This window comes from Geodermatophilus marinus (assembly GCF_003428645.1).
Lineage (GTDB): Bacteria > Actinomycetota > Actinomycetes > Mycobacteriales > Geodermatophilaceae > Geodermatophilus.
On the sequence record NZ_QVQH01000013.1, the window covers coordinates 66,140 to 85,612 of the forward strand.

General features: G+C 72.7%; 21 protein-coding genes and 1 tRNA gene. 7 read left to right on the forward strand and 15 right to left on the reverse strand.

Features of this window, described 5'->3' with window-relative positions; all coding sequences use genetic code 11:
- Positions 1 to 39 precede the first annotated feature (39 nt).
- The 8 genes from D0Z06_RS15125 to D0Z06_RS15160 all read right to left on the reverse strand — a co-directional run bounded on the left by D0Z06_RS15125 (position 40) and on the right by D0Z06_RS15160 (position 6,330).
- Positions 40 to 1,245 carry a coiled-coil domain-containing protein gene (locus D0Z06_RS15125; protein ID WP_147332059.1) on the reverse strand — a complete coding sequence of 402 codons (1,206 nt, stop codon included), beginning with the start codon at positions 1,243 to 1,245 and terminating at the stop codon, positions 40 to 42.
- A 225-nt stretch (positions 1,246 to 1,470) separates the two neighbouring features.
- Positions 1,471 to 2,409, reverse strand: coding sequence for a cation diffusion facilitator family transporter (locus D0Z06_RS15130; RefSeq protein ID WP_117378323.1), 939 nt, complete (start codon positions 2,407 to 2,409; stop codon positions 1,471 to 1,473).
- A complete protein-coding gene (locus D0Z06_RS15135) occupies positions 2,406 to 3,023 on the reverse strand; it encodes a methyltransferase family protein (RefSeq protein ID WP_117378325.1) in 618 nt (205 codons plus the stop codon). The genes D0Z06_RS15130 and D0Z06_RS15135 overlap by 4 nt, the downstream gene beginning before the upstream one ends.
- The gene (locus tag D0Z06_RS15140; protein ID WP_117378408.1) at positions 3,020 to 3,394 is read right to left on the reverse strand and encodes an ArsR/SmtB family transcription factor; all 375 of its coding nucleotides are present in this window, start codon (positions 3,392 to 3,394) and stop codon (positions 3,020 to 3,022) included. Before D0Z06_RS15140 ends, D0Z06_RS15135 begins: the two co-directional genes overlap by 4 nt.
- Positions 3,391 to 4,638, reverse strand: coding sequence for a copper resistance D family protein (locus D0Z06_RS15145; protein WP_147332060.1), 1,248 nt, complete (start codon positions 4,636 to 4,638; stop codon positions 3,391 to 3,393). Before D0Z06_RS15145 ends, D0Z06_RS15140 begins: the two co-directional genes overlap by 4 nt.
- Positions 4,631 to 5,233, reverse strand: a complete 603-nt coding sequence (locus tag D0Z06_RS15150) for a copper resistance CopC family protein (protein ID WP_117378327.1) — start codon at positions 5,231 to 5,233, stop codon at positions 4,631 to 4,633. The genes D0Z06_RS15145 and D0Z06_RS15150 overlap by 8 nt, the downstream gene beginning before the upstream one ends.
- Positions 5,234 to 5,239: 6 nt before the next feature.
- Positions 5,240 to 5,947 carry a cation diffusion facilitator family transporter gene (locus D0Z06_RS15155; RefSeq protein WP_117378329.1) on the reverse strand — a complete coding sequence of 236 codons (708 nt, stop codon included), beginning with the start codon at positions 5,945 to 5,947 and terminating at the stop codon, positions 5,240 to 5,242.
- Positions 5,944 to 6,330 carry an ArsR/SmtB family transcription factor gene (locus tag D0Z06_RS15160; protein ID WP_117378331.1) on the reverse strand — a complete coding sequence of 129 codons (387 nt, stop codon included), beginning with the start codon at positions 6,328 to 6,330 and terminating at the stop codon, positions 5,944 to 5,946. Before D0Z06_RS15160 ends, D0Z06_RS15155 begins: the two co-directional genes overlap by 4 nt.
- A 99-nt stretch (positions 6,331 to 6,429) precedes the next feature.
- Here D0Z06_RS15160 and D0Z06_RS15165 point away from each other — a divergent pair, with 99 nt between their 5' ends.
- The 5 genes from D0Z06_RS15165 (at position 6,430) to D0Z06_RS15185 (ending at position 9,543) form a co-directional block, all read left to right on the forward strand.
- Positions 6,430 to 7,083 carry a DsbA family protein gene (locus D0Z06_RS15165; RefSeq protein ID WP_117378332.1) on the forward strand — a complete coding sequence of 218 codons (654 nt, stop codon included), beginning with the start codon at positions 6,430 to 6,432 and terminating at the stop codon, positions 7,081 to 7,083.
- Positions 7,076 to 7,714 (forward strand): vitamin K epoxide reductase family protein, encoded by a 639-nt coding sequence (locus D0Z06_RS15170; protein WP_117378333.1) that lies wholly within the window; start codon positions 7,076 to 7,078, stop codon positions 7,712 to 7,714. The genes D0Z06_RS15165 and D0Z06_RS15170 overlap by 8 nt, the downstream gene beginning before the upstream one ends.
- Positions 7,707 to 8,306: a TlpA family protein disulfide reductase gene (locus D0Z06_RS15175; protein WP_233517710.1), complete on the forward strand. Its 600-nt coding sequence runs from the start codon at positions 7,707 to 7,709 to the stop codon at positions 8,304 to 8,306. The genes D0Z06_RS15170 and D0Z06_RS15175 overlap by 8 nt, the downstream gene beginning before the upstream one ends.
- A 3-nt stretch (positions 8,307 to 8,309) precedes the next feature.
- Positions 8,310 to 9,161, forward strand: a complete 852-nt coding sequence (locus D0Z06_RS15180) for a cytochrome c biogenesis CcdA family protein (protein ID WP_233517711.1) — start codon at positions 8,310 to 8,312, stop codon at positions 9,159 to 9,161.
- A 178-nt stretch (positions 9,162 to 9,339) separates the two neighbouring features.
- Positions 9,340 to 9,543 carry a helix-turn-helix domain-containing protein gene (locus D0Z06_RS15185; RefSeq protein ID WP_117378414.1) on the forward strand — a complete coding sequence of 68 codons (204 nt, stop codon included), beginning with the start codon at positions 9,340 to 9,342 and terminating at the stop codon, positions 9,541 to 9,543.
- 55 nt (positions 9,544 to 9,598) lie between these two features.
- Here the strand turns inward: D0Z06_RS15185 and D0Z06_RS15190 are convergent, their stop codons facing one another.
- Both D0Z06_RS15190 and D0Z06_RS15195 read right to left on the reverse strand, forming a co-directional pair.
- A complete protein-coding gene (locus D0Z06_RS15190) occupies positions 9,599 to 10,849 on the reverse strand; it encodes a tyrosine-type recombinase/integrase (RefSeq protein ID WP_117378335.1) in 1,251 nt (416 codons plus the stop codon).
- Between the two features lie 109 nt (positions 10,850 to 10,958).
- Positions 10,959 to 11,031 (reverse strand) — tRNA-Asn (locus tag D0Z06_RS15195).
- 132 nt (positions 11,032 to 11,163) lie between these two features.
- On the opposite strand from D0Z06_RS15195, the gene D0Z06_RS26395 reads away from it, so the two are divergent.
- Positions 11,164 to 11,523, forward strand: coding sequence for a hypothetical protein (locus tag D0Z06_RS26395; protein ID WP_233517712.1), 360 nt, complete (start codon positions 11,164 to 11,166; stop codon positions 11,521 to 11,523).
- A 9-nt stretch (positions 11,524 to 11,532) separates the two neighbouring features.
- On the opposite strand, the gene D0Z06_RS15205 is transcribed toward D0Z06_RS26395, so the two are convergent.
- From D0Z06_RS15205 to D0Z06_RS15220, 4 genes are read right to left on the reverse strand one after another with little or no spacing between them, the layout of a single operon-like run.
- The gene (locus D0Z06_RS15205) at positions 11,533 to 12,114 is read right to left on the reverse strand and encodes a hypothetical protein (RefSeq protein ID WP_117378337.1); all 582 of its coding nucleotides are present in this window, start codon (positions 12,112 to 12,114) and stop codon (positions 11,533 to 11,535) included.
- On the reverse strand, positions 12,111 to 13,994 hold the full coding sequence (gene dnaG, locus D0Z06_RS15210; protein ID WP_117378338.1) for a DNA primase: 1,884 nt from the start codon (positions 13,992 to 13,994) through the stop codon (positions 12,111 to 12,113). The genes D0Z06_RS15205 and dnaG overlap by 4 nt, the downstream gene beginning before the upstream one ends.
- A complete protein-coding gene (locus D0Z06_RS15215) occupies positions 13,994 to 14,506 on the reverse strand; it encodes a hypothetical protein (protein WP_117378340.1) in 513 nt (170 codons plus the stop codon). Before D0Z06_RS15215 ends, dnaG begins: the two co-directional genes overlap by 1 nt.
- A gap of 10 nt (positions 14,507 to 14,516) precedes the next feature.
- Complete coding sequence (locus D0Z06_RS15220; RefSeq protein ID WP_233517713.1) at positions 14,517 to 15,146, reverse strand: YdcF family protein; 630 nt, start codon at positions 15,144 to 15,146, stop codon at positions 14,517 to 14,519.
- A 204-nt stretch (positions 15,147 to 15,350) separates the two neighbouring features.
- Between D0Z06_RS15220 and D0Z06_RS15225 the strand changes: the two genes are divergently transcribed.
- Entirely contained in the window at positions 15,351 to 16,616 is a 1,266-nt protein-coding gene (locus tag D0Z06_RS15225; protein ID WP_233517714.1) for a multidrug effflux MFS transporter, read from the forward strand.
- Positions 16,617 to 16,629: 13 nt separating this feature from the next.
- Here D0Z06_RS15225 and ppdK read toward each other — a convergent pair whose 3' ends face one another.
- Complete coding sequence (gene ppdK / locus D0Z06_RS15230) at positions 16,630 to 19,332, reverse strand: pyruvate, phosphate dikinase (protein ID WP_117378344.1); 2,703 nt, start codon at positions 19,330 to 19,332, stop codon at positions 16,630 to 16,632.
- Positions 19,333 to 19,473 lie beyond the last annotated feature (141 nt).

A 19,473-nucleotide genomic window follows, 5' to 3' on the forward strand; every position in this document is an offset into this window, starting at 1 on the left:
CAAGGCGCGTAGGACGAACTCGGCCACGCTGCTCCGGTATCAGTCGCGGGTCTCTTCGGTTCCTGTGGCCGTGATATCGCCTCGACGCCGTGCGCGTCCCGCGTGCGACTGGGGGCGCCGCGCCTTGACTGTCACGGCGTTGTCGAACCGGGCGTGGGCTCGGTCGGCTCTGCTGCGCTGTACGCGCGCTTCGTCGCGCGCCGTGTTGACCTCACCGCGCAATTCGGCGAGCTCCTCGCGCAGTCGTCGGTTCTCCTCCTCGTGACGGGCACGCAGGTCGTCGACTCGCTGGTGGCCATGGGTCTTCTCGCGCTCGGCGTCGTGTACGGCGGCGTCCCGCAGGGCAGTCATCGCCGCCAGTTTCTCGCGCAGGTCGCTGACCTCGTCACGGAGATCTGCGGCTTGCCGGTCGGTCTGCGCCAAGCCCCGACGTACTGACTCGACCGCATCCTCGGCACGGGCAGTGCGCGCCGACTCGGCGTCGGCCCGCTCGACAGCGTTGCGGGACCGCTCTTCCGCCTCCGACTGCGCGACCATCGCGGCTTCCGCTCGTCGGATCGCAGCGTCGCGGTCGCGGTGTGCCTCGACCACCCGTGCCTCGACAACGGTCAGCTCTTCCGCGAGATCGATCAACTTTGCGGCGGACTGCTTCCGCTCTGCATCCATGGTCGCGAGAGCGTCGGCCGACTCGGTATTCAGCCTGTCTCGCGCCGTCTCGGCATCCGTTAGCTGCTGGCGAGCCTCTTCAAGCCCGGAACGGAGCTGCTCGCTCAGGGCAGAGGCCTCCTCAGCAACGGCGTCGGCCTCCGCGCGCTCGGCCTCGGCGCGCTGTTGCGCTTGCTCGGCCCGGCTGGCGCGAGCCGTGGCGGTCGCGACCTGCTCGGCCGCTTCACTGGTCACAGTCTCGATCTGTAGCTCGGCGGCCTCCGGATCCCCCACCGTCCGCAGCTCCTCGAGCAACCCCTTCAGCTGCTGATTCAAGTGCTCGATCATGCCGGCGACCTGCCCGTGCAGCTCACTGGCCCGCTGCCGCGCGGCATCGATCGGCCGCTGCTCGATCCCGGCCGCGTGCCCGGACTGCTCCGTGCGCAGCCGGCGACGGGCGTGCCAGGCGGCGGTCCGGTTGTGCGCGCTGTCGTCGCAGTACTCCGGCGGGCGGCCGGCCCCTGCCTGGGAGGCGGCCGCTGGCCGGCGACAGCCGGGGAACCGACAGGTACGCCGTTCGGTTTCAGTTACGTCGCTCATAACGCAAAGCTGCACCGACGTAATGACGACGGAACGCTTCTCCGGCCGTCTGTGGACAGTGAACCTGCTTCCACATCCCCGGATGTAAGGCGTCTTCCGCGCCTGTGCCGCATCGGCGATGGTCAGCTGGGGCCGTGATGGGCCCGACGTGGCCCGCCGGCGGCCAACGGATGTGCGGTCACGGGTTCGTCCGTCCTCCGGCCTCTGCGGACCCGTGAGCGTCGGTCAGCGGTGCGCGGCGAGTTCGTGATCGGCGTGTGTGCGGGCTTCGAGCTGGAACGTCGAGTGCGCCACGCTGATCGGGAAGTGCTCGGCGAGGCAGTCTTGCATCTGATCGAGCAGCTGCGGTGCCCGCGCGTCTACGAAGCAGGCGTCCTCGACGACCACGTGCGCCGTCAGGACCGGCAGGTCGTCGCTGATTTGTGAGGCGTGCAGGTCGTGGACCGCCACGACTCCGGGCAGCTCTTCCAGATGCGCGCGGACTGCCTCGAGGTCCAGGCCCGGCGGAGTGCTTTCCAGGAGCACCGACACCGTTCGCCGCAGCAGCCCGATGGTGCGCGGCACGATCATGGCGGCGATCAGCAGGGAGGCAACCGAGTCTGCGGCCTGCCAGCCGGTAACCGCGATGACCGCTGCGGCGACCAGCACCGCGACCGACCCGAGCGCGTCGTTGATCACCTCCAGTAGAGCCGCCCGCATGTTCAGGTTCCCGTTGCGTGCACCGCCGCGGGTGAGCACCCACATGCCGAGTGCGTTGGCGGCCAGGCCGATGCCGCCGAACACCAGTACCGGCGTGGCCGCCACCTCTGCTGCCCCGGGCTCAAGCAACCGGCCGACCGCCTCGACGGCAACCAACACGCCCACAGCCAGCAACACCGCCGCCTGCAGGGTGGCGCCGAGCACCTCGGCGCGCCGGTAGCCCCAGGTGCGCTGGGCCGTCGGCGGGCGCAGCGCCAGTGTGGCCGCGACCAGCGCGATCACCAGGCCGGCGGCATCGGTGCCGGCGTGCGCGGCGTCGGCAAGCAACGCCAACGATCCCGAAAGCAGCGCACCGACCACCTGGACGACCAGAACCGAGGCGGTCAGTGCCAGCACGATCGCCAGCCGCCGACGATTTCCCGCTGCGCCGCCGTGGCCGTGCGTGTGCTCGTGGCCACCGCTCATCGCTGCGCTCCCTGGGTAACTGGCAACCGGCCGATGCCGGGCAGGAACCGGCCGGCCCGCGCGGCGTAGGCGGCGTACGCCCCGCCGTGCACCGAGCGGAGATAGGGCTCTTCGACGGCCCGCACTTGGAGCTGGACGGCAGCCACCAGCGTGACCAGTGCGAGCGCGCTGATCCAGGTGGGGACCATAAGCACGACTCCGGCCTGGGCGGCGGCCATCGCGGTGAAGATCGGATTGCGGATGTGCGCGAACACGCCGCCGGTCACCAGGTCGGTGCGCTCGGCCGGGTCGACGCCGATCCGCCACGAGGCGCCCATGCCGGTCTGCGCGGCCAGCGTCGCGGCGAAACCGACTAACGCCACCACCAGGCCGGCGAACTGCACCGCGGGTGGCGGGTCGGCGGTCACGAAGCCGGCCACCGCGAGCAGCGGGCCGGCCAGGCCCAGCACCATGGCGGCGGCGAACAGCACCCCGCCCCACCAGCCGGCGTCGGCCGGAGTGCCGGAGGTGCCGACGAACCCGGTCGACCCGGTGCGGCGCAGCTGGATCCAGGACCGGACACCGAACAGCACGACGAGAGCGACGACGTAGAGGACGAGCGCGGCGACCGTCACGACGCGGCCCCCGTTCCGTACACCGGGCACAGCGCGACCTGGTCACCGGTCGCGGCCAGCAGCTTCTCCGCCGAAGCGAGCAGCCCGAGCAGCTCCGGCTGGGTGGTCAGCGACCACAGCGATGCGCGTCCCTGCGGCTTGCTCTCGGCCAGGCCGCAGTCGCGCAGGCAGGCCAGTGCTGCGGACACCGAGCTTTGCGCCGGACCGTCCAGATGCCGAGTGAGGTCCACGACCCGGTGCGGGCCCAGCATCAGGTGGCGCACGATCGCCAGTCGCATCGGGTCACCCAGGCTGCGGAACAGGCAAGCTGCCGTCGAGAGTGCAGCAGCCTCATCGACCGTCGGCTCGGTCGCCTTGGTGTTCGTCGTCATGGGCACGGTATCGGCTTCCTATCATCGACTAATGCCGATGATAGTGTCGGAATCCGACGGGTCAACAGCCAGTTCGTGCCTGTCCACCTGAGGCGCCATGCTGCACAGCCCAAGGGGGATAGGTCCTTCACGCAGCTGTGATCATGAGGCGACGTGACTGCGGTCGGGAGAATGTGGAGCTGCTCCGCCGGGGCTGCGGCCGCATTTGCATCGACGACGGGCGGAGGTGTCGGGGTGCGCGCGAGCCCTACGGCAAGTCCGATGGTGGCGGCGAAGAGAACCGCCTCGGCGCCCGCCAGGCGGAGGAACATCCTGGGATGCCCTGCCCGCAGTGCCGGAAGGGTCCGACGGCGGTGCCAGGCGGCCAGCGCCAGCAAACCCACGAACGCCGCCACCTTCGCCAGCAGCACGGCCCCGTAGCCGGTGTCGAGCAGCTGATCGGGGCTGGAGAAGCGCGTGTAGGCGGTGACGACGCCGCTGCCTCCGACGACCACGGCCAGCGGTAGGGCGAGGCGGCTGAACCGTTCGACTGCGGTGACGCGCGCCGGGCCGGAGAGCCGGGCCGCGAGCATCAGTGCCAGCAGGCCACCGGCCCACAGCACGACACCAAGCACGTGCAAGACGACGGCGGTGACGGCGAGGTTGTGGTCGGCCTTGTCCGCGGAGTGCGAGGTGAAGGCCGGTGGAACGGTCGCGGCCAGGGCGATGAAGAGCAGAACCCGCGCCCCGGCCGGGTGCAGGACGGTTCGGGCGAAGGCAGCCACGACCGCGGCGAGGGCGGCCACCACGACCAGGTTCCGGCCCTGCTCGACGCTTTCGACGAAGCTCCAGACGCCGCGCAGCGAGATCGCTGAGAACCCCGTGCCGAGGAAATCGGCCAGCAGGACCGGCAGCGAGGCCAGCGAGGTCAGCGCCCACACGACTGCACCCCAGCCGGCTAGGCGCACCCACCGGTAGCCCGCCGTACTGAGCACGGTGTCACCGGGCACGAGGACCACGGCTCCGAACAGGCAGCCCACGGTCAGCACGGCGGCCGCGTCAGCGACCAGCCGCAGAGCGGGCACCAGCCAGGCGACAACGGGCGGCGGAGCCGGGATGCCCGGCACCGAGACGACGTCGGCGGCGCCGCCGGCCCACAGCGTGAGCCCGCAGACCGCGATGGCCGCCAGCGCCGAGGCGAGCACCAGTAGGCCGCGGCGCACCCTTGCCGGTGCCGGCGCGCTGTCGACCCGTGATTCAGCCACCGGTGGCACTACGCCGGCGCAACGCCAGCCACGTCCCGGCGACGAGCACCACTGCCACCGCCGAAAGGAACACCCACAGGCCCCAGCTGCTGCCCGCGTCGCTGGCCGTGTCACTGCCGGCGGCCGGGGACACCGCCGTCTCCGTGTCCGGAGGGGGTGCGGGCGTGTTCACCAGGGTCGGCTCAGCCGGCGCCGACTCCGTCGCCGCACCGCCGGTGCCGGTGAGGGTGAAGGTGAGCTGGCCGGACACCGGGTGACCGTCGTCGGAGACGACGCGGTAGGCCACGACATAGGCGCCTGCACCGCTGGTATTGACCGGCTGGGACACCATCGCACCGTCGATGGTGACCTCCCCGGAGGTGGCCGACTCCCCGTCCGGGCCGGTGACAGCGATCTGGGCAAACTTCGAGGCGACCGCCGAGGAGAACGTGAGGGTGACCGCGTCCGGAGCTGCGGTCAGCGTCTCCCCGCCCGTCGGCGTCGAGGACTGCAAGCCGGTGTGCGCCAGTGCCGTACCACCGCTGAAGACGAGCAGGAGCGAGGCCAGGACCGTCGCCGCGGCGACGATGAGGATGCGTCGCACGGATGTCTTCATGGGTCCTCAGTTGCAGCAGTCGCAGCCGGGCTTGCAGCCACAGGCGTCATCGGTGGATTCCAGGGCGCCGGGGCGCAGCGCCTCGGCCGGTGAGCAGCAGTTCTCGCCGCGCCAGGCTTCCCGCCCTTCCTTGAGCGCCAGTCCCGCGATGACCAGGGCTGCGATCGGGTCGGCCCACGACCAGCCGAACAGACTGTTGAGGGCAAGCCCCACCAGGAGGACGGCGGAGAGGTAGGTGCAGATCAGCGTCTGCTTGGAGTCCGCCACCGCCGAGGCCGAGCCGAGTTCGCGGCCGGCGCGGCGCTGGGCGTAGGACAGGAACGGCATGACCGCCAGGCTCAGCGCCGCCAGCACCAGCCCGACGCTGGAGTGCTCAGCCTCCCCGGAGCCGAGCAGGGAGCGGAGCGCGTCGACGGTCACGAACGCCGCCAGCGCGAAAAACGAGGCGCCGATGACCTTCAGCGCCACCTTCTCCCGCGCCTCGGGGTCGCGGCCGGCGAACTGCCAGGCGACGGCCAGCGCCGAGGACACCTCGATGACCGAGTCCAGGCCGAACCCGATCAGCGCCGACGACGATGCCCGGGCACCAGCGGTGAGCGCGACCGCGGCCTCGATGACGTTCCAGGTGATGGTCAAGGCCACGAACAGCCGGATGCGTCGCGCCAGGAGAGCGCGACGGTCGACGGTGAGCTGAGCCGGATGCAGGGCGGTCACGACAGCGCCTCAGCCGTCGCGGGGCCGGCGTTCAGCGGCTGGGCGGGGCCCGCCACGGCGGCCAGCAGCCGCGCGCCGGCCTCGGTGAGGCGGTACATGACCAGCTTGCCGTTTCGCCGGGACGTGGCAAGGTCCGCCGTCCGCAGGATGCGCACGTGGTGAGAGACAAGGTTCTGCGACAACTCGGTGATCCAAGCCAGGTCACACACGCACAGCTCCTCCCCGAGGGAGAGCGCCGAGGCGATCCGCAGCCGGGTCGGGTCACCCAGGGCCTTCGCCTGGTTGGCACGCGCGCGGACCTGCTCCTCGCGGCTCAGCTGGGCGCGGACGGCCTCGGCATGCGGCAGATCCAGGCACAGCAGATCGCAGGTGTCGCTGCTCATCGGTCCCCTTCGTTCTCGACCCGACCTTCGGACCAACGCCCCAACGGACGTTGTTATGTTGGTATCACGTTGGCGTCGAAGGCAAGAGCGGGAGCCCCTGTGTCCACCAACCTCAAGGTGTCGGCCGCACTGGTCGCCGCGTTCGCCGCCGTTGTGGCCGCGTTCCTCATTCTGGGGCAGTCCGGTTCCGGCTCGAGCGCCGACGGCGGGGCGGCCGGCGGCCCGCAGGTTGTGCGCGAGGACAGCCACCGCCTCGGTGAACCCGGCGCCGGCGACGTGACGCTGATCGAGTTCCTGGACTTCGAGTGCGAGGCGTGCGCGTCGGTGTACCCGTTCGTCGAGCAGCTGCGCGAGGACTACGCCGGCCAGGTGACGTTCGTCGCCCGGTACATGCCGATGCCCGGCCACCCGAACGCCGAGAACGCCGCCGTCGCCGTCGAAGCCGCCGCCCAGCAGGGCGACTTCGAGGCGATGTACCAGCGCATGTACGAGACCCAGGAGCAGTGGAGCCACCGGGAGGAGTCCCAAGCCGCCGTGTTCCGCGGCTTCGCCGCCGACCTCGGCCTGGACCTGGCCTCGTACGACCAGGACGTGGCCGACCCGGCCACTCTCGAGCGGGTGCTGGCCGACCGGGACGACGGCTTGGCGCTCGGCGTGGAGGGCACACCGACGTTCTTCCTCAACGGCGAGAAGCTCGAGGTCACCACCACCGACGAGTTCATCGAGCGCATCGAGGCCGCCCTCGATGAGTGACACCGCAGTCGCCGACCGGCCGGTGGCCACCGAGGCACGTGGCGGGAGAGGCCGCGGGCTGGCGGTGTGGCTGCTCGTCGGCGGGCTGCTCGGCTTCGTCGCAGCGCTCGTGCTGGCGGTGGAGAAGTACGCCCTGCTGGCCGACCCCGCCTACGTGCCGACCTGCAGCCTCAACCCGATCCTGAGCTGCGGCTCGATCATGGCCAGCCCGCAGGCGGAGGTCTTCCGCTTTCCCAACCCACTGCTCGGGGTCGCCGGATTCCCCGTCGTGGCCACCACCGGCGCGGTGCTGCTGGCCGGCGGCCGGCTGGCCGAGTGGTTCTGGGCCTCACTCCAGGCCGGCGTCACCGCCGGCGTCGTGTTCGTGCATTGGCTGATGTTCGCCAGCCTGTACCGCATCGAGGCGCTGTGCCCCTACTGCATGGTCGTCTGGGCGGTCACCATCCCGCTGTTCACCGCCGTCACCCTGCGCAACCTGACCGCCTGGGCGCCGCGGCTGCCCGCAGGGGTCAACGCCGCGGTCGCGCTTGTGCGCACCCGGCACAGCGTCCTGCTCACGGCGTGGTTCCTTCTGATCGTCGCTGCCATCACGCAGCGGTTCTGGCTGTACTGGAGTTCCCTCGTTGGCTGACAACCCGACCCGCCGCGGCCTGTTGGCGGCGGCCCTCGTCGCTGCCGCCCTCATGCTCCTGGGCTGCTCCGGTAGCTCGGGGACCAACGCCAGCACCGCCACCGATGCTGGGGAGTTCGACTTCAGCGAGGCCACTCCCCTGGGCCAGCTGATCCCCGCCGACGCGCGTGAGTCGGCCCCTGCGTTTCGCGGTGAGCTGCTCGATGGCAGTGAGTTCGACTCGCAGTCGCTGGATGGCGACATCACCGTGCTCAACTTCTGGGGATCCTGGTGCGCGCCCTGCCGGGTGGAGACACCCGAGTTCCAGGCGGTCTACACCGACGTCGCCGACTCCGGCGTGCAGTTCCTCGGCGTCGACGTCAAAGACCAGCGGAACCTCGCCCAGGCCTTTGTCGATCGCGTCGGCGCCACCTACCCCTCGATGTTCGACCCACGTGGCGAGGTCGCGCTGGCCTTCCGCGGCTTCCCCGCCAACGTCGTGCCCACCACCATCCTGCTCGACCGCGACGGGCAAGTAGCCGCGGTGTACGTGGCCGTCGTCCCCGAAGACGACCTGCGCACGGCCCTCGACCAGCTACTGGACGAGGGCTGAGCCGTGAGCGACCTCGGCGCGACATTCGCCGACATCGTCACCGACGGCTCCCTGCTGCTCGCGATGGCCGTGGCCGCCCTGGTCGGATTGATCAGCTTCGCCTCGCCGTGCGTGCTTCCGTTGGTCCCCGGCTACCTGGGCTACGTCGCCGGCCTCACTGGAGCAACGGCCGCCGCGCCGGCGGCCGGGCAACCGGCCACTCCGCCGCCATCGGCGGCCGGGACCGCCGTGACCACCGCGCCTGCCACGGCGGCACCATCACGCAGTGACCGGCGCCGGGTACTGGCCGGCGCCCTGCTGTTCGTCGCCGGCTTCAGCCTGGTGTTCGTGTCCTTCGGAGCACTGTTCGGCGGCCTCGGGCGACTGCTGCTGGAGTGGGCACCCGTGCTCACCCGGGTCATGGGCGTGATCACCATCGTCATGGGCCTGGCCTTCCTCGGTGCACTCCCCTGGCTGCAGCGGGAGCGGCGCATCCACCGGCGCCCGCCCGCCGGCCTGGCCGGCGCACCGGTGCTGGGAATCGTCTTCGGGCTGGGCTGGACGCCGTGCCTGGGCCCGACCCTCTCCGCGGTGAACTCGCTGGCCTACAGCCAGGCGTCCGCGGGCCGCGGCGCCGTGCTCGGCCTGGCGTACTGCCTGGGGTTGGGCATCCCGTTCCTGCTGGTTGCCCTCGGCGCCCGTCGGGCCTTGACCTTCTCCACCTTCGCCCGCCGCCACGCCCCAACGGTCATGCGAGTGGGCGGTGTCCTGCTCCTGGTTCTGGGCTTGCTACTGGTCACCGGACTGTGGGACGCAGTGATGATGTGGCTGCGCTCCTGGCTGGCCACCACCGGCCTCGGCTCCTCCGTGGTCTGAGAACGGGAGTCTGCCCCCGTGACCGCCGGCATCAGAGCCAAGTGAGACTCAGGAACGCGCCGGAGCACGGCTGGGACCTCCCGCTTGGGTGTCTGGCAGAGGAGCTGTCCATACCTCGCCCTACCTTGCGATGCAGGGCCTCCCCCCGGGCGGCGTCACGAAACCAGAGAGGTTCGTCATGGACAACGCCGATGACCTGCTGACCACGGCCGAGGTTGCCCTGATCATGCGCTCGCCCGTCTCCACGCTGAGGTACTGGCGGCACCTCGGCACCGGCCCGCACAGCTTCCGCGTGGGACGTCGCGTGGTCTACCGGCGCGCTGACGTGACCGCGTGGCTGCATGAGCAGGCGGAAGCAGGGCGCGCCGATCGAGCGGGGTGACTGGCGGAGGTGAACCCCGCCCCGCCGTCGTGCCAGGACTTCACGGCGACGCAGCTCAACGGTTCAGCACCCGCGCCGCCTCGGCGCTGACGACCTGTCGGCCGAAGTAGACGTCGAGCGTCATCGACGGATTGGCATGGCCCAGCTGGTCGGCCACCTGGCGCGGGCTGAGGCCGGCCTCGTCGAGGCGCGTGGCGACGGTCTTGCGGAAGGTGTGCGAGGTGACCCACGACCACGGCCCCTCCTCGCAGCGGATGCGTCGCCCGCCTGCTCCGGCCCTGAAGGAGCCGTCCTCGTCGAGCTGATAGCCCGTCCCCTCGCAGGTCTCGCACTCGAACGAGTCGAGCAACTGGCGGAGGTCTCCTGAGACGTTCGACGGATCCCGCAGGGCGCCGGTCAGCGGCGGAGGGAAGACGACCTCAGTGCCCGTCTGCCGGCGAGAACTCGCCCGCCGGTCCTCCAGCATCCGGACAGCGAACTCGGGCAGCGCGATGATCCGCCAGCCAGCGGTCGTCTTCGGCCGCGGCTGGACCGTCAACCCGGCGCCTGGAACGCGGACGACGGTGGCATTCACCTCCCAGGTTCCGGCCCTGAGATCGAGGATCGGCTTGCCGTCGCCGTTGGTTCCGTACCGCAGCGCCAGCGCTTCGCCGATCCGGCAGCCGGTGGCAAGCATCCAGTCGACGACGTCGGGCAGGTCAAGCTCGGTCGCGCGGTCGCTCGCCCGGAACAGCTCGACGAGTCGTCCGGTCTCTGCCGCAGTCAGTGCGCGCGGCGCTCGCTTGCCGGTACTGATCTTGGCGGTGGCGTCGCGGACCGGATTGACCACGACGGCGCCGTCCTGGATTGCCAGCGCGAACATCCCGGAGAGACACGCCCGCGCTGTCTTGGCCGCGCCCGGTCCGCTGCTCTTGGCGATGGCGGACAGCGCCCGGCTGACCACGCCCGGAGTCACCTCCCGGATGCAGAGCTGACCGAAGGCCGGCTTGACCTGTTTGTTGACCACCGAGCGGTAGGTGCGCTGCGTTCCGGTCGACCAGCCGTGATCGGCCTCGATCCACGCCTCGGCCAACGTGGCCATTCGTGTTCCGGCGGTGATCGCGCCGGCGCCACCAGGCGCCTGGCGGTTGGTGAGCTCGACTTTCAGCGCCCGTTCCGCGGCGGCGCGAGACGGCCCCACCTTGGACACCAGCCGGACACGGCCATCGAAGTCGCGGAACTTCGCCCGGGCCTTGACCTGGCCGCTGGGCTGCGCGATGAACAGGACCTTGCCGTACGTGCCGAGCGGTAACGGTGGTCGGCCCACGGCATCCTCCTCATCCGATTTGGATGCTTAAAGGATGCCCGACCGACAGGAGCGGCGCCAGACAATAGGGCCGTGATTGGCAAACTCGCTGGTCAGAGCCTCAAAGAAGCTCCCCCGATTGGACTCGAACCAATAACCCTGCGATTAACAGTCGCATGCTCTGCCAATTGAGCTACGGGGGATCGGCGGGTCACGCCCGCGCGCCTCGACGAGAGTACCCCACGCCCGACCGGCCCCCGCGGGAGGCTCCGCGTCGCGCGTCACCGCAACCGCGGTTACGTTGATCACCCCATCGACGCAGCAGGAGGCCTCCCGTGGCGAAGCTGTCCTTCCTCGCCGGCTTCGGTGCCGGGTACGTGCTCGGTGCCAAGGCCGGCCGTGAGCGTTACGAGCAGATCCGGCGTGCCTGGGGCAACGCCAAGGAGAACCCGCAGCTCCAGGAGGTCGCCGGCATGGCCCAGGCCCGCGCCGACGCGGTGACCAACTCGGTCAAGGCGCGCATGGGCCGCGACAGCTCGGGCAGCGGCTCGGGCAGCGGCGGTTCGTCGGGCGGGGGCTCGGCGGGCCGCGGCTCCCTGGGCGACGTGCCCTCGAGCGGCACGCCGTCCGGCACGTCGCCGACCACCAGCGGGCCGACGACGACCGGCCCGGCCGGCACGCCCCCGATGCCCTGACCGGACCGCTCAGCCGACCTGGTCGGCGGCGACCGCCTCGGCCAGCTTCTGCCGCGCGACCTCGCGCGCCCCGGGGTCGAGGCGGTCGGCGTCGTCGTCGAACACGACGCTCCACTCGCGCGCTGCCTGACCGGGCACCCGCCGGGCGACCAGCACCACTCCCCCGCGCCCGGGCAGCGGGGTGCGCCGGCTGGCGACCACGGTCTGGTCGACCCGTCGCCGGACGACGGCCGGCAGGTCCCCGGCATCGGTGAGCGCGTGCCGCTGCACGGGCAGGCGGGCCTGCACGCCGGGCTCCACCTCGGTCAGCGGGGTCACCTCGAAGCGCCCGCCGCCGTCGGCGGTCGCCGTCCACCGGGCCGAGCCGACCTCGTGCCACGGCAGGACGCCGACCTCGCCGGCGTCGGGCAGGGCGAGGTCGGCCGGCACCCGGCGCAGCCCCCGCGAGGTCGCCACCAGCCAGCCCTCGTCGCGGACCAGCGCGCCCCAGGCCAGCACCCGCTCGTCGGGGTCGGCGGAGGCCTGGACGACGGCGCGCACCGGCTCCGGCGGCCGGGTGAACCGCCGGCGCAGCCGCTCCGCCAGGCTCATGCGCCGAGCCCGCCCATCGCCCGCTGGCGCAGCGAGATCGCCCGCTGCTCCAGCGCCATGAGGCTGCTGAACGCGCGCATGTACTCGTCGGCGGCCTCGACCGGGTTCATCCGCTGCAGCCGGCCCTTGAGCGCGGCCACCTGCCGCACGGTGTGCATCTCCTCCAGCCGGGCCAGCACCGCCCCGACGTAGCCGGCGTCGGGCTCGGCCGCCGAGCGCAGCGGTTCCACGGCCAGCGCGGTCAGCTGCGCGCGCGCCGTCTCCCGGTCGCAGTGCGCGGCGATCTCGTCCAGCCACTCCGGCCCGGTCACCCGGGTCGCCGCCGCTCCCCCGGCCGCCTGCACCGCGGCGGCGACCGCGGCGAGGTCCGCGTCGGTGTAGGCCTCGACCGGGATGGCGTCGAACGACGGCCCGGCCAGCTCGGGCACCTGCAGCGCCGCCTTGACCGCCTCCCGCTCCACGGCCACGGCGATCTCGTCCGGCGAGCGGCGCGGCGTCCGCGGCCGGCCGCGGCCGGGCGCCCCGCCGTCCCCGGTGATCCGCCGGACCCGCTCGAGGACCTCGGCCTCGTCGGTGTTGCCGATCATCCCCGCCAGCTGGCGGGCGTAGGCCGGGCGCAGGGCGTGGTCCTTGATCTGCGCGACCAGCGGCGCGGTCTTCTCCAGCGCCGCGACCCGGCCCTCGACGGTGTCGAGGTCGTAGCCGGCCAGCGTCGTCTTGAGCACGAAGGCGATCAGCGGCGTGCGGCGTGCGACGAGGTCCCGGACGGCGGCGTCCCCGTGCGCCTGCCGCAGCTCGCAGGGGTCCATGCCGTCGGGCTCGACCGCGACGAAGGTCTGCCCGACGAAGCGCTGGTCCTCGGCGAAGGTCCGCATCGCCGCGTTCTGCCCGGCGGCGTCGCCGTCGAAGGTGTAGATCACCTCGCCGCTGAACTCGTCCTGGTCCATCAGCAGCCGGCGCAGGACGCCGATGTGCTCGGGGCCGAACGCCGTCCCGCAGGAGGCCACGGCGGTCGTCACGCCGGCCAGGTGGCAGGCCATGACGTCGGTGTAGCCCTCGACGACGACCGCCTGGCGCCGGCGGGCGATGTCCCGCTTGGCCCGGTCGATCCCGTAGAGGACGGTGCTCTTCTTGTAGAGCGGCGTCTCCGGGGTGTTGAGGTACTTCGGGCCCGGGTCGTCCTCGGCGAGCTTGCGCGCGCCGAAGCCGATGACGTCGCCGGTGATGTCGCGGATCGGCCAGACCAGCCGCCGGTGGAAGCGGTCGATGAGCGACCCGCGGGAGGACTCCTTGGCCAGCCCGGCGGTCACCAGCTCCTGCTGGGTGTAGCCGGCGCCGCGCAGGTGGCGGGTGAGGGAGTCCCAGCCGGCCGGCGCGAAGCCGCAGCCGAAGTCGAGGGCCACCTGCCGGTCGAAGCCGCGGTCGGCGAGGAACTGCCGGGCCGGGGCCGCCTCGGGCGTGCGCAGCTGCTCGGCGTAGAAGGCCGCCGCCGCGGTGTTGGCCGCCACCAGCCGCGCCCGCTGACCGGCCTGGGCGCGGTCGGGGGCCCCGGTCGGCCGGCCGCCGTCGTCCTCGTAGCGCAGCTCCACGTTCGCCCGGCGGGCGAGCAGCTCGACCGCCTCGGTGAAGGAGATGTGGTCGATCTCCTGCACGAAGCGGATGACGTCGCCACCCACCCCGCAACCGAAGCAGTGGTACAGCCCGCGTGCGGGGGTGACGTGGAAGGACGGCGACTTCTCGTCGTGGAACGGGCACAGCCCCTTGAGGCTGCCGCCGCCGGCCCGCCGCAGCTGCAGGTGCTCGCCGATGATCTCGTCGATCCGGCTGCGCTCCCGGACCAGCGCGATGTCCGCCGCGCGGATCCGCCCGCGCCCGGCCATCAGCTGCCCCCGGCCGCGGCCGCGCCACCGGCCACGGCGGCCGTCGATGCGGCCTGGTCGCGGCGGCCCAGGACCAGCGCGATCCACAGCAGGAACACCCGGGAGTCCAGCGGCAGGTCGTCCCCGGCGTCCAGCGTGGGCCGCGGCGACCACCCGCCGGTGCTGCCGGTCTCGGCGACGACCCGGCCCCCCGAGAGGAAGCGGTACCGGCTGCCCCACCACGAGCTGCGCTCGGCGGCCAGCGGCGTCCCGGCCAGGTCGAGCGCCCAGGTGCCCCGCCACCAGGAGGTCCGCCGGGCCCGCAGCCGCGCGGCGTCCTCCGGCTCGCTCGCCCACCGGGCGGTCAGCTCGCCCGACCGCTTGGCGAACACCCACGCGCGGTCCCCGACGACGGCCGTGGCCGCCTCCTTCCAGTTCGAGGCCCGCAGCGTGGCGACGACGGCGCCGTCGCGCAGCACGGGCCGCACGCCCGCCTCGCACCCGGCCGAGCCGGCCTTCCCGAGTTCCAGCACCGCGCCCCCCTCAGCCGATCCCCGGCGCCCCGGCCACGCTCTCGCCGGTCGCGCGGTACAGCAGGTAGGCCGCCGTCTCGCGCAGGATGTACCGGAACTGCGTGGTGCGGGTCTGCACGGCCGGGCCCTGCCGGGTCGGCGAGCTCTCGGCGGCGATGCCGGCGTCCTCGGCCATCCGCTCGGCCCGCAGGGCGTGCCAGGGGTCGGTCACCAGGACGGCGGTCCCCCAGCCGCGCTCGTCGAAGGCCGCGGCCACCGACCGGATGCTCTGCAGCGTGTCGACGCCCTCCTGCACCGCGAGCAGCGCGTCCGCGGGGACCCCGGCCGCGGCGAGGTAGTCGCGCCCGGCCTCGGCCTCGGTGAACTGGTCGCCGACGGCCTTGCCCCCGACGGTCACGACGACGGGGGCGACCCCCTGCTCGTAGAGCCGCAGGGCGTGCTCCAGGCGGGCCTCGAAGATCGACGACGGGACGCCGTTGTACTGCGCCGAGCCGAGCACCACGATGGCGTCCGACGACGGGCGCGAGTCCTGCCGCGCCGTCCACCAGATCGCCCCGGCGGTGGCGGCGACCAGCAGCACGGTGGCCAGCACGACGGCGCCGACCACCCTGCCCACCAGGCTCCCCGCACGCACCGCCACGCGTCATGGGTACCACGCGGGGCCGTCGGGACGGGGACGCCCGGGGCCGGTGTGCACACCGGTCCGGCGCGTCCCCGCGGTGGCGCACGCAACACACCGTTGCCCGGGAGTTCACCCGCGACCGGGATGACGCGGCACCCCTCCGGAGTTGCCCGATGCAACGACCGACGAGAAGGGCCGCCACCGGCGCCCGGGGGGAGCACCGTGACCGCCCTGCAGGAGCAGACCACCGCGACACCCGCCCCGGCGCAGCCGCCGCGCCGGGCGGTGCTCGCGCTGGTCCTCGGTGCCTTCGTGGCGACCGGCGCGCTGACCATCGACATGTACCTGCCGGCGCTGCCCACGATCGCCGCCGACCTGCGCACCAGCTCGGCCATGGTGCAGCTCACGCTGACCGGCACGCTCGCCGGCCTGGCGCTGGGTCAGCTGGTCATCGGGCCGCTGTCCGACGCGCTCGGCCGGCGCCGCCCCCTGCTGGCCGGCACGGCCCTGCACGTGGTGGCCTCGCTGCTGGTGCTGGTGGCGCCGGACATCGTCACGCTGGGCGTGCTGCGGGTGCTGCAGGGGGTGGGCAGCGCGGCCGGCAGCGTGATCGCGATGGCGATCGTGCGCGACCTGTTCCAGGGCCGGGCCGCGGCCACCATGCTCTCCCGCCTCTTCCTCGTGCTCGGCGCCGCGCCCGTGCTCGCCCCCACCCTCGGCGGCGAGCTGCTGCGGGTGACCTCGTGGCGAGGGGTCTTCGTCGCGCTCTCCCTGTACGGCCTGCTGCTCCTGGTGCTCGGCGCGCTGGCGGTGCCCGAGACGCTGCCGCCGTCCCGCCGGGCGACCGCGGGCCTGGCCGGGACGCTGCGGACCTACCGCGGGCTGCTGCGCGACCGGGTGTACGTGGGCCTGGTGCTGGTGGCCTCGCTCACCATGGCGGGGCTGTTCACCTACGTCTCGGGCTCCTCGTTCGTGTACCAGGGCCAGTTCGGCCTCGACGAGCAGCAGTTCGGCCTGCTGTTCGGCGCCGGGGCCTTCTTCCTCATCGGCGCCACCCAGCTCAACCCCGTGCTGCTGCGCCGGTGGTCGCCCGCCCGGATCCTCACGGCCGCCGTGCCGGCCGGTGCGGGCTCCGCCCTGGTGATGCTCGTGCTCGCGACCACCGGGACCGGTGGGCTGCCGGGTGTCGTCGTCCCCCTGTGGGGCGTGCTGGCCGCCACCGGGCTGGCCCTGCCCAACGCCCCGGCGCTGGCGCTGGCCGCGCACGGCGAGGCCGCCGGCGCCGCGGCGGCGCTGCTCGGGGCGGCCCAGTTCAGCGTGGGCGCGGCGATCTCACCGCTGGTCGGGGTGCTCGGCAACGACGCCACCGCGATGGCCGGGGTCATCGTCACCGGGCTGCTGCTGGCGATCGCGGTGCTGGGCGCCGTGGTGCGGCCCTGGCAGATCCTCGACGCCCCCGAGACGCCGGCCGTCGCGGCCGCGCACTGAGCGGGAGGGTGCCTCAGCTGCCCACGTGCTCGGCCCCCAGCGCGGCCCGGCCCGCCTCCAGCCGGGCCACCGGCACCCGGAACGGTGAGCAGGACACGTAGTCCAGGCCCACCTCGTGGAAGAAGTGCACCGAGTCCGGGTCGCCGCCGTGCTCGCCGCAGATGCCGAGCTTGAGGTCCGGCCGCGCCGCGCGCCCCCGCTCCGCCCCGATCCGCACCAGCTCCCCGACGCCGGGCCGGTCCAGCGACTCGAACGGCGAGACGCCGAAGATGCCCTTGTCCAGGTAGGCGTGGAAGAACGCCGCCTCGACGTCGTCGCGGGAGAACCCCCAGGTCATCTGGGTCAGGTCGTTGGTGCCGAAGGAGAAGAACTGCGCCGACTGGGCGATCTCGGCCGCGGTGAGCGCGGCCCGGGGCACCTCGATCATCGTGCCGACGAGGACGTCGAGCTCGACCCCGCACTCCGCGAAGACGGCGGCGAGCACCTGGTCGGCCTCCTCGCGGATCGCCTCCAGCTCCTGCACCGCCCCGACCAGCGGGATCATGATCTCCGGGCGGGGGTCGCCGCCGGCGGCCTTGCGCTCGCACGCGGCCTCGGCGATCGCGCGGACCTGCATGCCGAACAGGCCCCGGACCACCAGGCCCAGCCGCACGCCGCGCAGCCCCAGCATGGGGTTCTGCTCGTGCAGCCGGCGGACGGCGGCCAGCAGCCGCAGGTTGGCCTCGTCCGGGTGCCCCTGCGCCTCGGCGACGGCGACCCGCACCGACAGCTCGGTGAGGTCGGGGAGGAACTCGTGCAGCGGCGGGTCGAGCAGCCGCACGGTGACCGGCAGCCCGTCCATCGCCTCGAAGATCTCGAGGAAGTCCTGCTTCTGCAGGGGCGCGAGCCCGTCGAGGGCGTCCTGCTTCTCCTCGTCGGTCTCGGCGAGGATCAGCTTCTCCACCAGCTGCCGCCGGTCGCCGAGGAACATGTGCTCGGTGCGGCACAGGCCGATCCCGCGGGCTCCGAAGCGGCGGGCGCGGGCGGAGTCGTCGGGGGTGTCGGCGTTGGTGCGGACGTCGAGCCGGCGCGCGCCGTCGGCGTGCGTGAGGACCCGGTGCACGCTGCGCACCAGGTCACCGGCGTCCTCGGCGTCCGGGTCGATCTCGCCCTCGAAGTAGCGCACGACCTCCGAGTCCTCGACCGGCACCTCCCCCAGCCACACCTTGCCGGTCGACCCGTCGATGGAGATGACGTCGCCCTCGGAGACCACCGTGCCGTCGGGCGCGGTGAACCGGCCGGCCTTGGTGTCGACCTGCAGCTCCTCGGCACCGCACACGCACGTCTTGCCCATGCCGCGGGCGACGACGGCGGCGTGCGAGGTCTTGCCGCCGCGGCTGGTCAGCACGCCCTGGGCGGCGATCATCCCGGACAGGTCGTCGGGGTTGGTCTCCCGCCGGACGAGCACCACCTTCTCCCCGCGGTCGGCCCACTGGACGGCGGTCTCCGAGGAGAACACCGCCTTGCCGACCGCGGCGCCGGGCGAGGCGTTCATGCCCTGGGTGAGCTGCTGGGCGTCCCCGCCGGAGACGAACCGGGGGAACATCAGCTGGGCCAGCTGGTCGCCGGTCACCCGCCGGACCGCCTCGTCCATGTCGACGAGGCCCTCGTCGACCAGCTGCGTGGCGATGACGAAGGCGGCCGCCGCCGTCCGCTTGCCGACCCGGGTCTGCAGCATCCAGAGCTTGCCGCGCTCGATGGTGAACTCGATGTCGCACAGGTCGCGGTAGTGCGCCTCGAGGGTGGCCATCGTCTGCATGAGCTCGCGGTAGGCGGCCTCGTCGATGCGCTCGAGCTCGGTGAGGGGCACGGTGTTGCGGATGCCGGCGACGACGTCCTCCCCCTGCGCGTTCTGCAGGTAGTCGCCGTAGACGCCTTGCGCGCCGCTGCCCGGGTCCCGGGTGAACGCCACCCCGGTGCCGGAGTCGGCGCCGAGGTTGCCGAAGACCATGGCGCACACGTTGACCGCGGTGCCCGCGTCGCCGGGGATGCGCTCGCGGCGGCGGTAGAGGATCGCCCGCTCGGAGTTCCAGGAGTCGAACACGGCGTTGATCGCCAGGTCCATCTGCTCGCGCGGGTCCTGGGGGAAGTCCCGGCCGCACTGCTCGCGCACGATCGCCTTGAACCGGCCGACGACGTCGCGGAGGTGCTCGGCGTCGAGGTCCAGGTCCAGGTCGGTGCCCTGCTCGCGCTTGGCCTCGTCGAGGGCGTCGGCGAACAGCTCGCCGTCGATGTCGAGCACGGTCTTGCCGAACATCTGGATGAGCCGCCGGTAGGAGTCCCAGGCGAACCGCTCGCTGCCGGACTGCTCGGCCAGGCCCCGGACCGACTCGTCGTTGAGGCCCACGTTGAGGACGGTCTCCATCATCCCGGGCATCGACGCCGCCGCCCCGGAGCGCACCGAGACCAGCAGCGGGTCCCCGGGGTCGCCGAGGGTCTTGCCCATGGCCTTCTCCAGGGCGGTCAGGTGCTCGGTGACCTGGTCGGCCAGCTCCGGCGGTGTGCTGCCGTGCTCCAGGTAGTACCGGCAGGCGTCGGTGGTGATGGTGAACCCGGGCGGCACCGGCAGCCCGAGGTTGGTCATCTCGGCCAGGTTGGCGCCCTTGCCGCCCAGCAGGTCCTTCTGGTCCTTGCTGCCCTCGCTGAAGTCGTAGACCCACGTCGCCGGTCCGCCCACCGTGCACCTCCGCGCTCACCGCTGCCGGCGCCGGACCTCGGCCCGGCCCGGCGTGCGGTCCCGACCGGCGACGGCGCCGTCGACCCAGACGTCTCATACGTCTCGGTCGAGACCTTGTGGGGGGATGGTGGCCCACTCGGC

Bases quoted from the DNA above. Each gene is read 5' to 3' on its own strand.
- D0Z06_RS15150 (WP_117378327.1), bottom strand. From the start codon at position 5,233: ATGAAGACATCCGTGCGACGCATCCTCATCGTCGCCGCGGCGACGGTC.
- D0Z06_RS15160 (WP_117378331.1), bottom strand. From the start codon at position 6,330: ATGAGCAGCGACACCTGCGATCTGCTGTGCCTGGATCTGCCGCATGCC.
- dnaG (WP_117378338.1), bottom strand. From the start codon at position 13,994: ATGGCCGGGCGCGGGCGGATCCGCGCGGCGGACATCGCGCTGGTCCGG.
- D0Z06_RS15140 (WP_117378408.1), bottom strand. From the start codon at position 3,394: ATGACGACGAACACCAAGGCGACCGAGCCGACGGTCGATGAGGCTGCT.
- D0Z06_RS15130 (WP_117378323.1), bottom strand. From the start codon at position 2,409: ATGAGCGGTGGCCACGAGCACACGCACGGCCACGGCGGCGCAGCGGGA.
- D0Z06_RS15185 (WP_117378414.1), top strand. From the start codon at position 9,340: ATGGACAACGCCGATGACCTGCTGACCACGGCCGAGGTTGCCCTGATC.
- D0Z06_RS15125 (WP_147332059.1), bottom strand. From the start codon at position 1,245: ATGAGCGACGTAACTGAAACCGAACGGCGTACCTGTCGGTTCCCCGGC.
- D0Z06_RS15205 (WP_117378337.1), bottom strand. From the start codon at position 12,114: ATGAGCCTGGCGGAGCGGCTGCGCCGGCGGTTCACCCGGCCGCCGGAG.
- D0Z06_RS15170 (WP_117378333.1), top strand. From the start codon at position 7,076: ATGAGTGACACCGCAGTCGCCGACCGGCCGGTGGCCACCGAGGCACGT.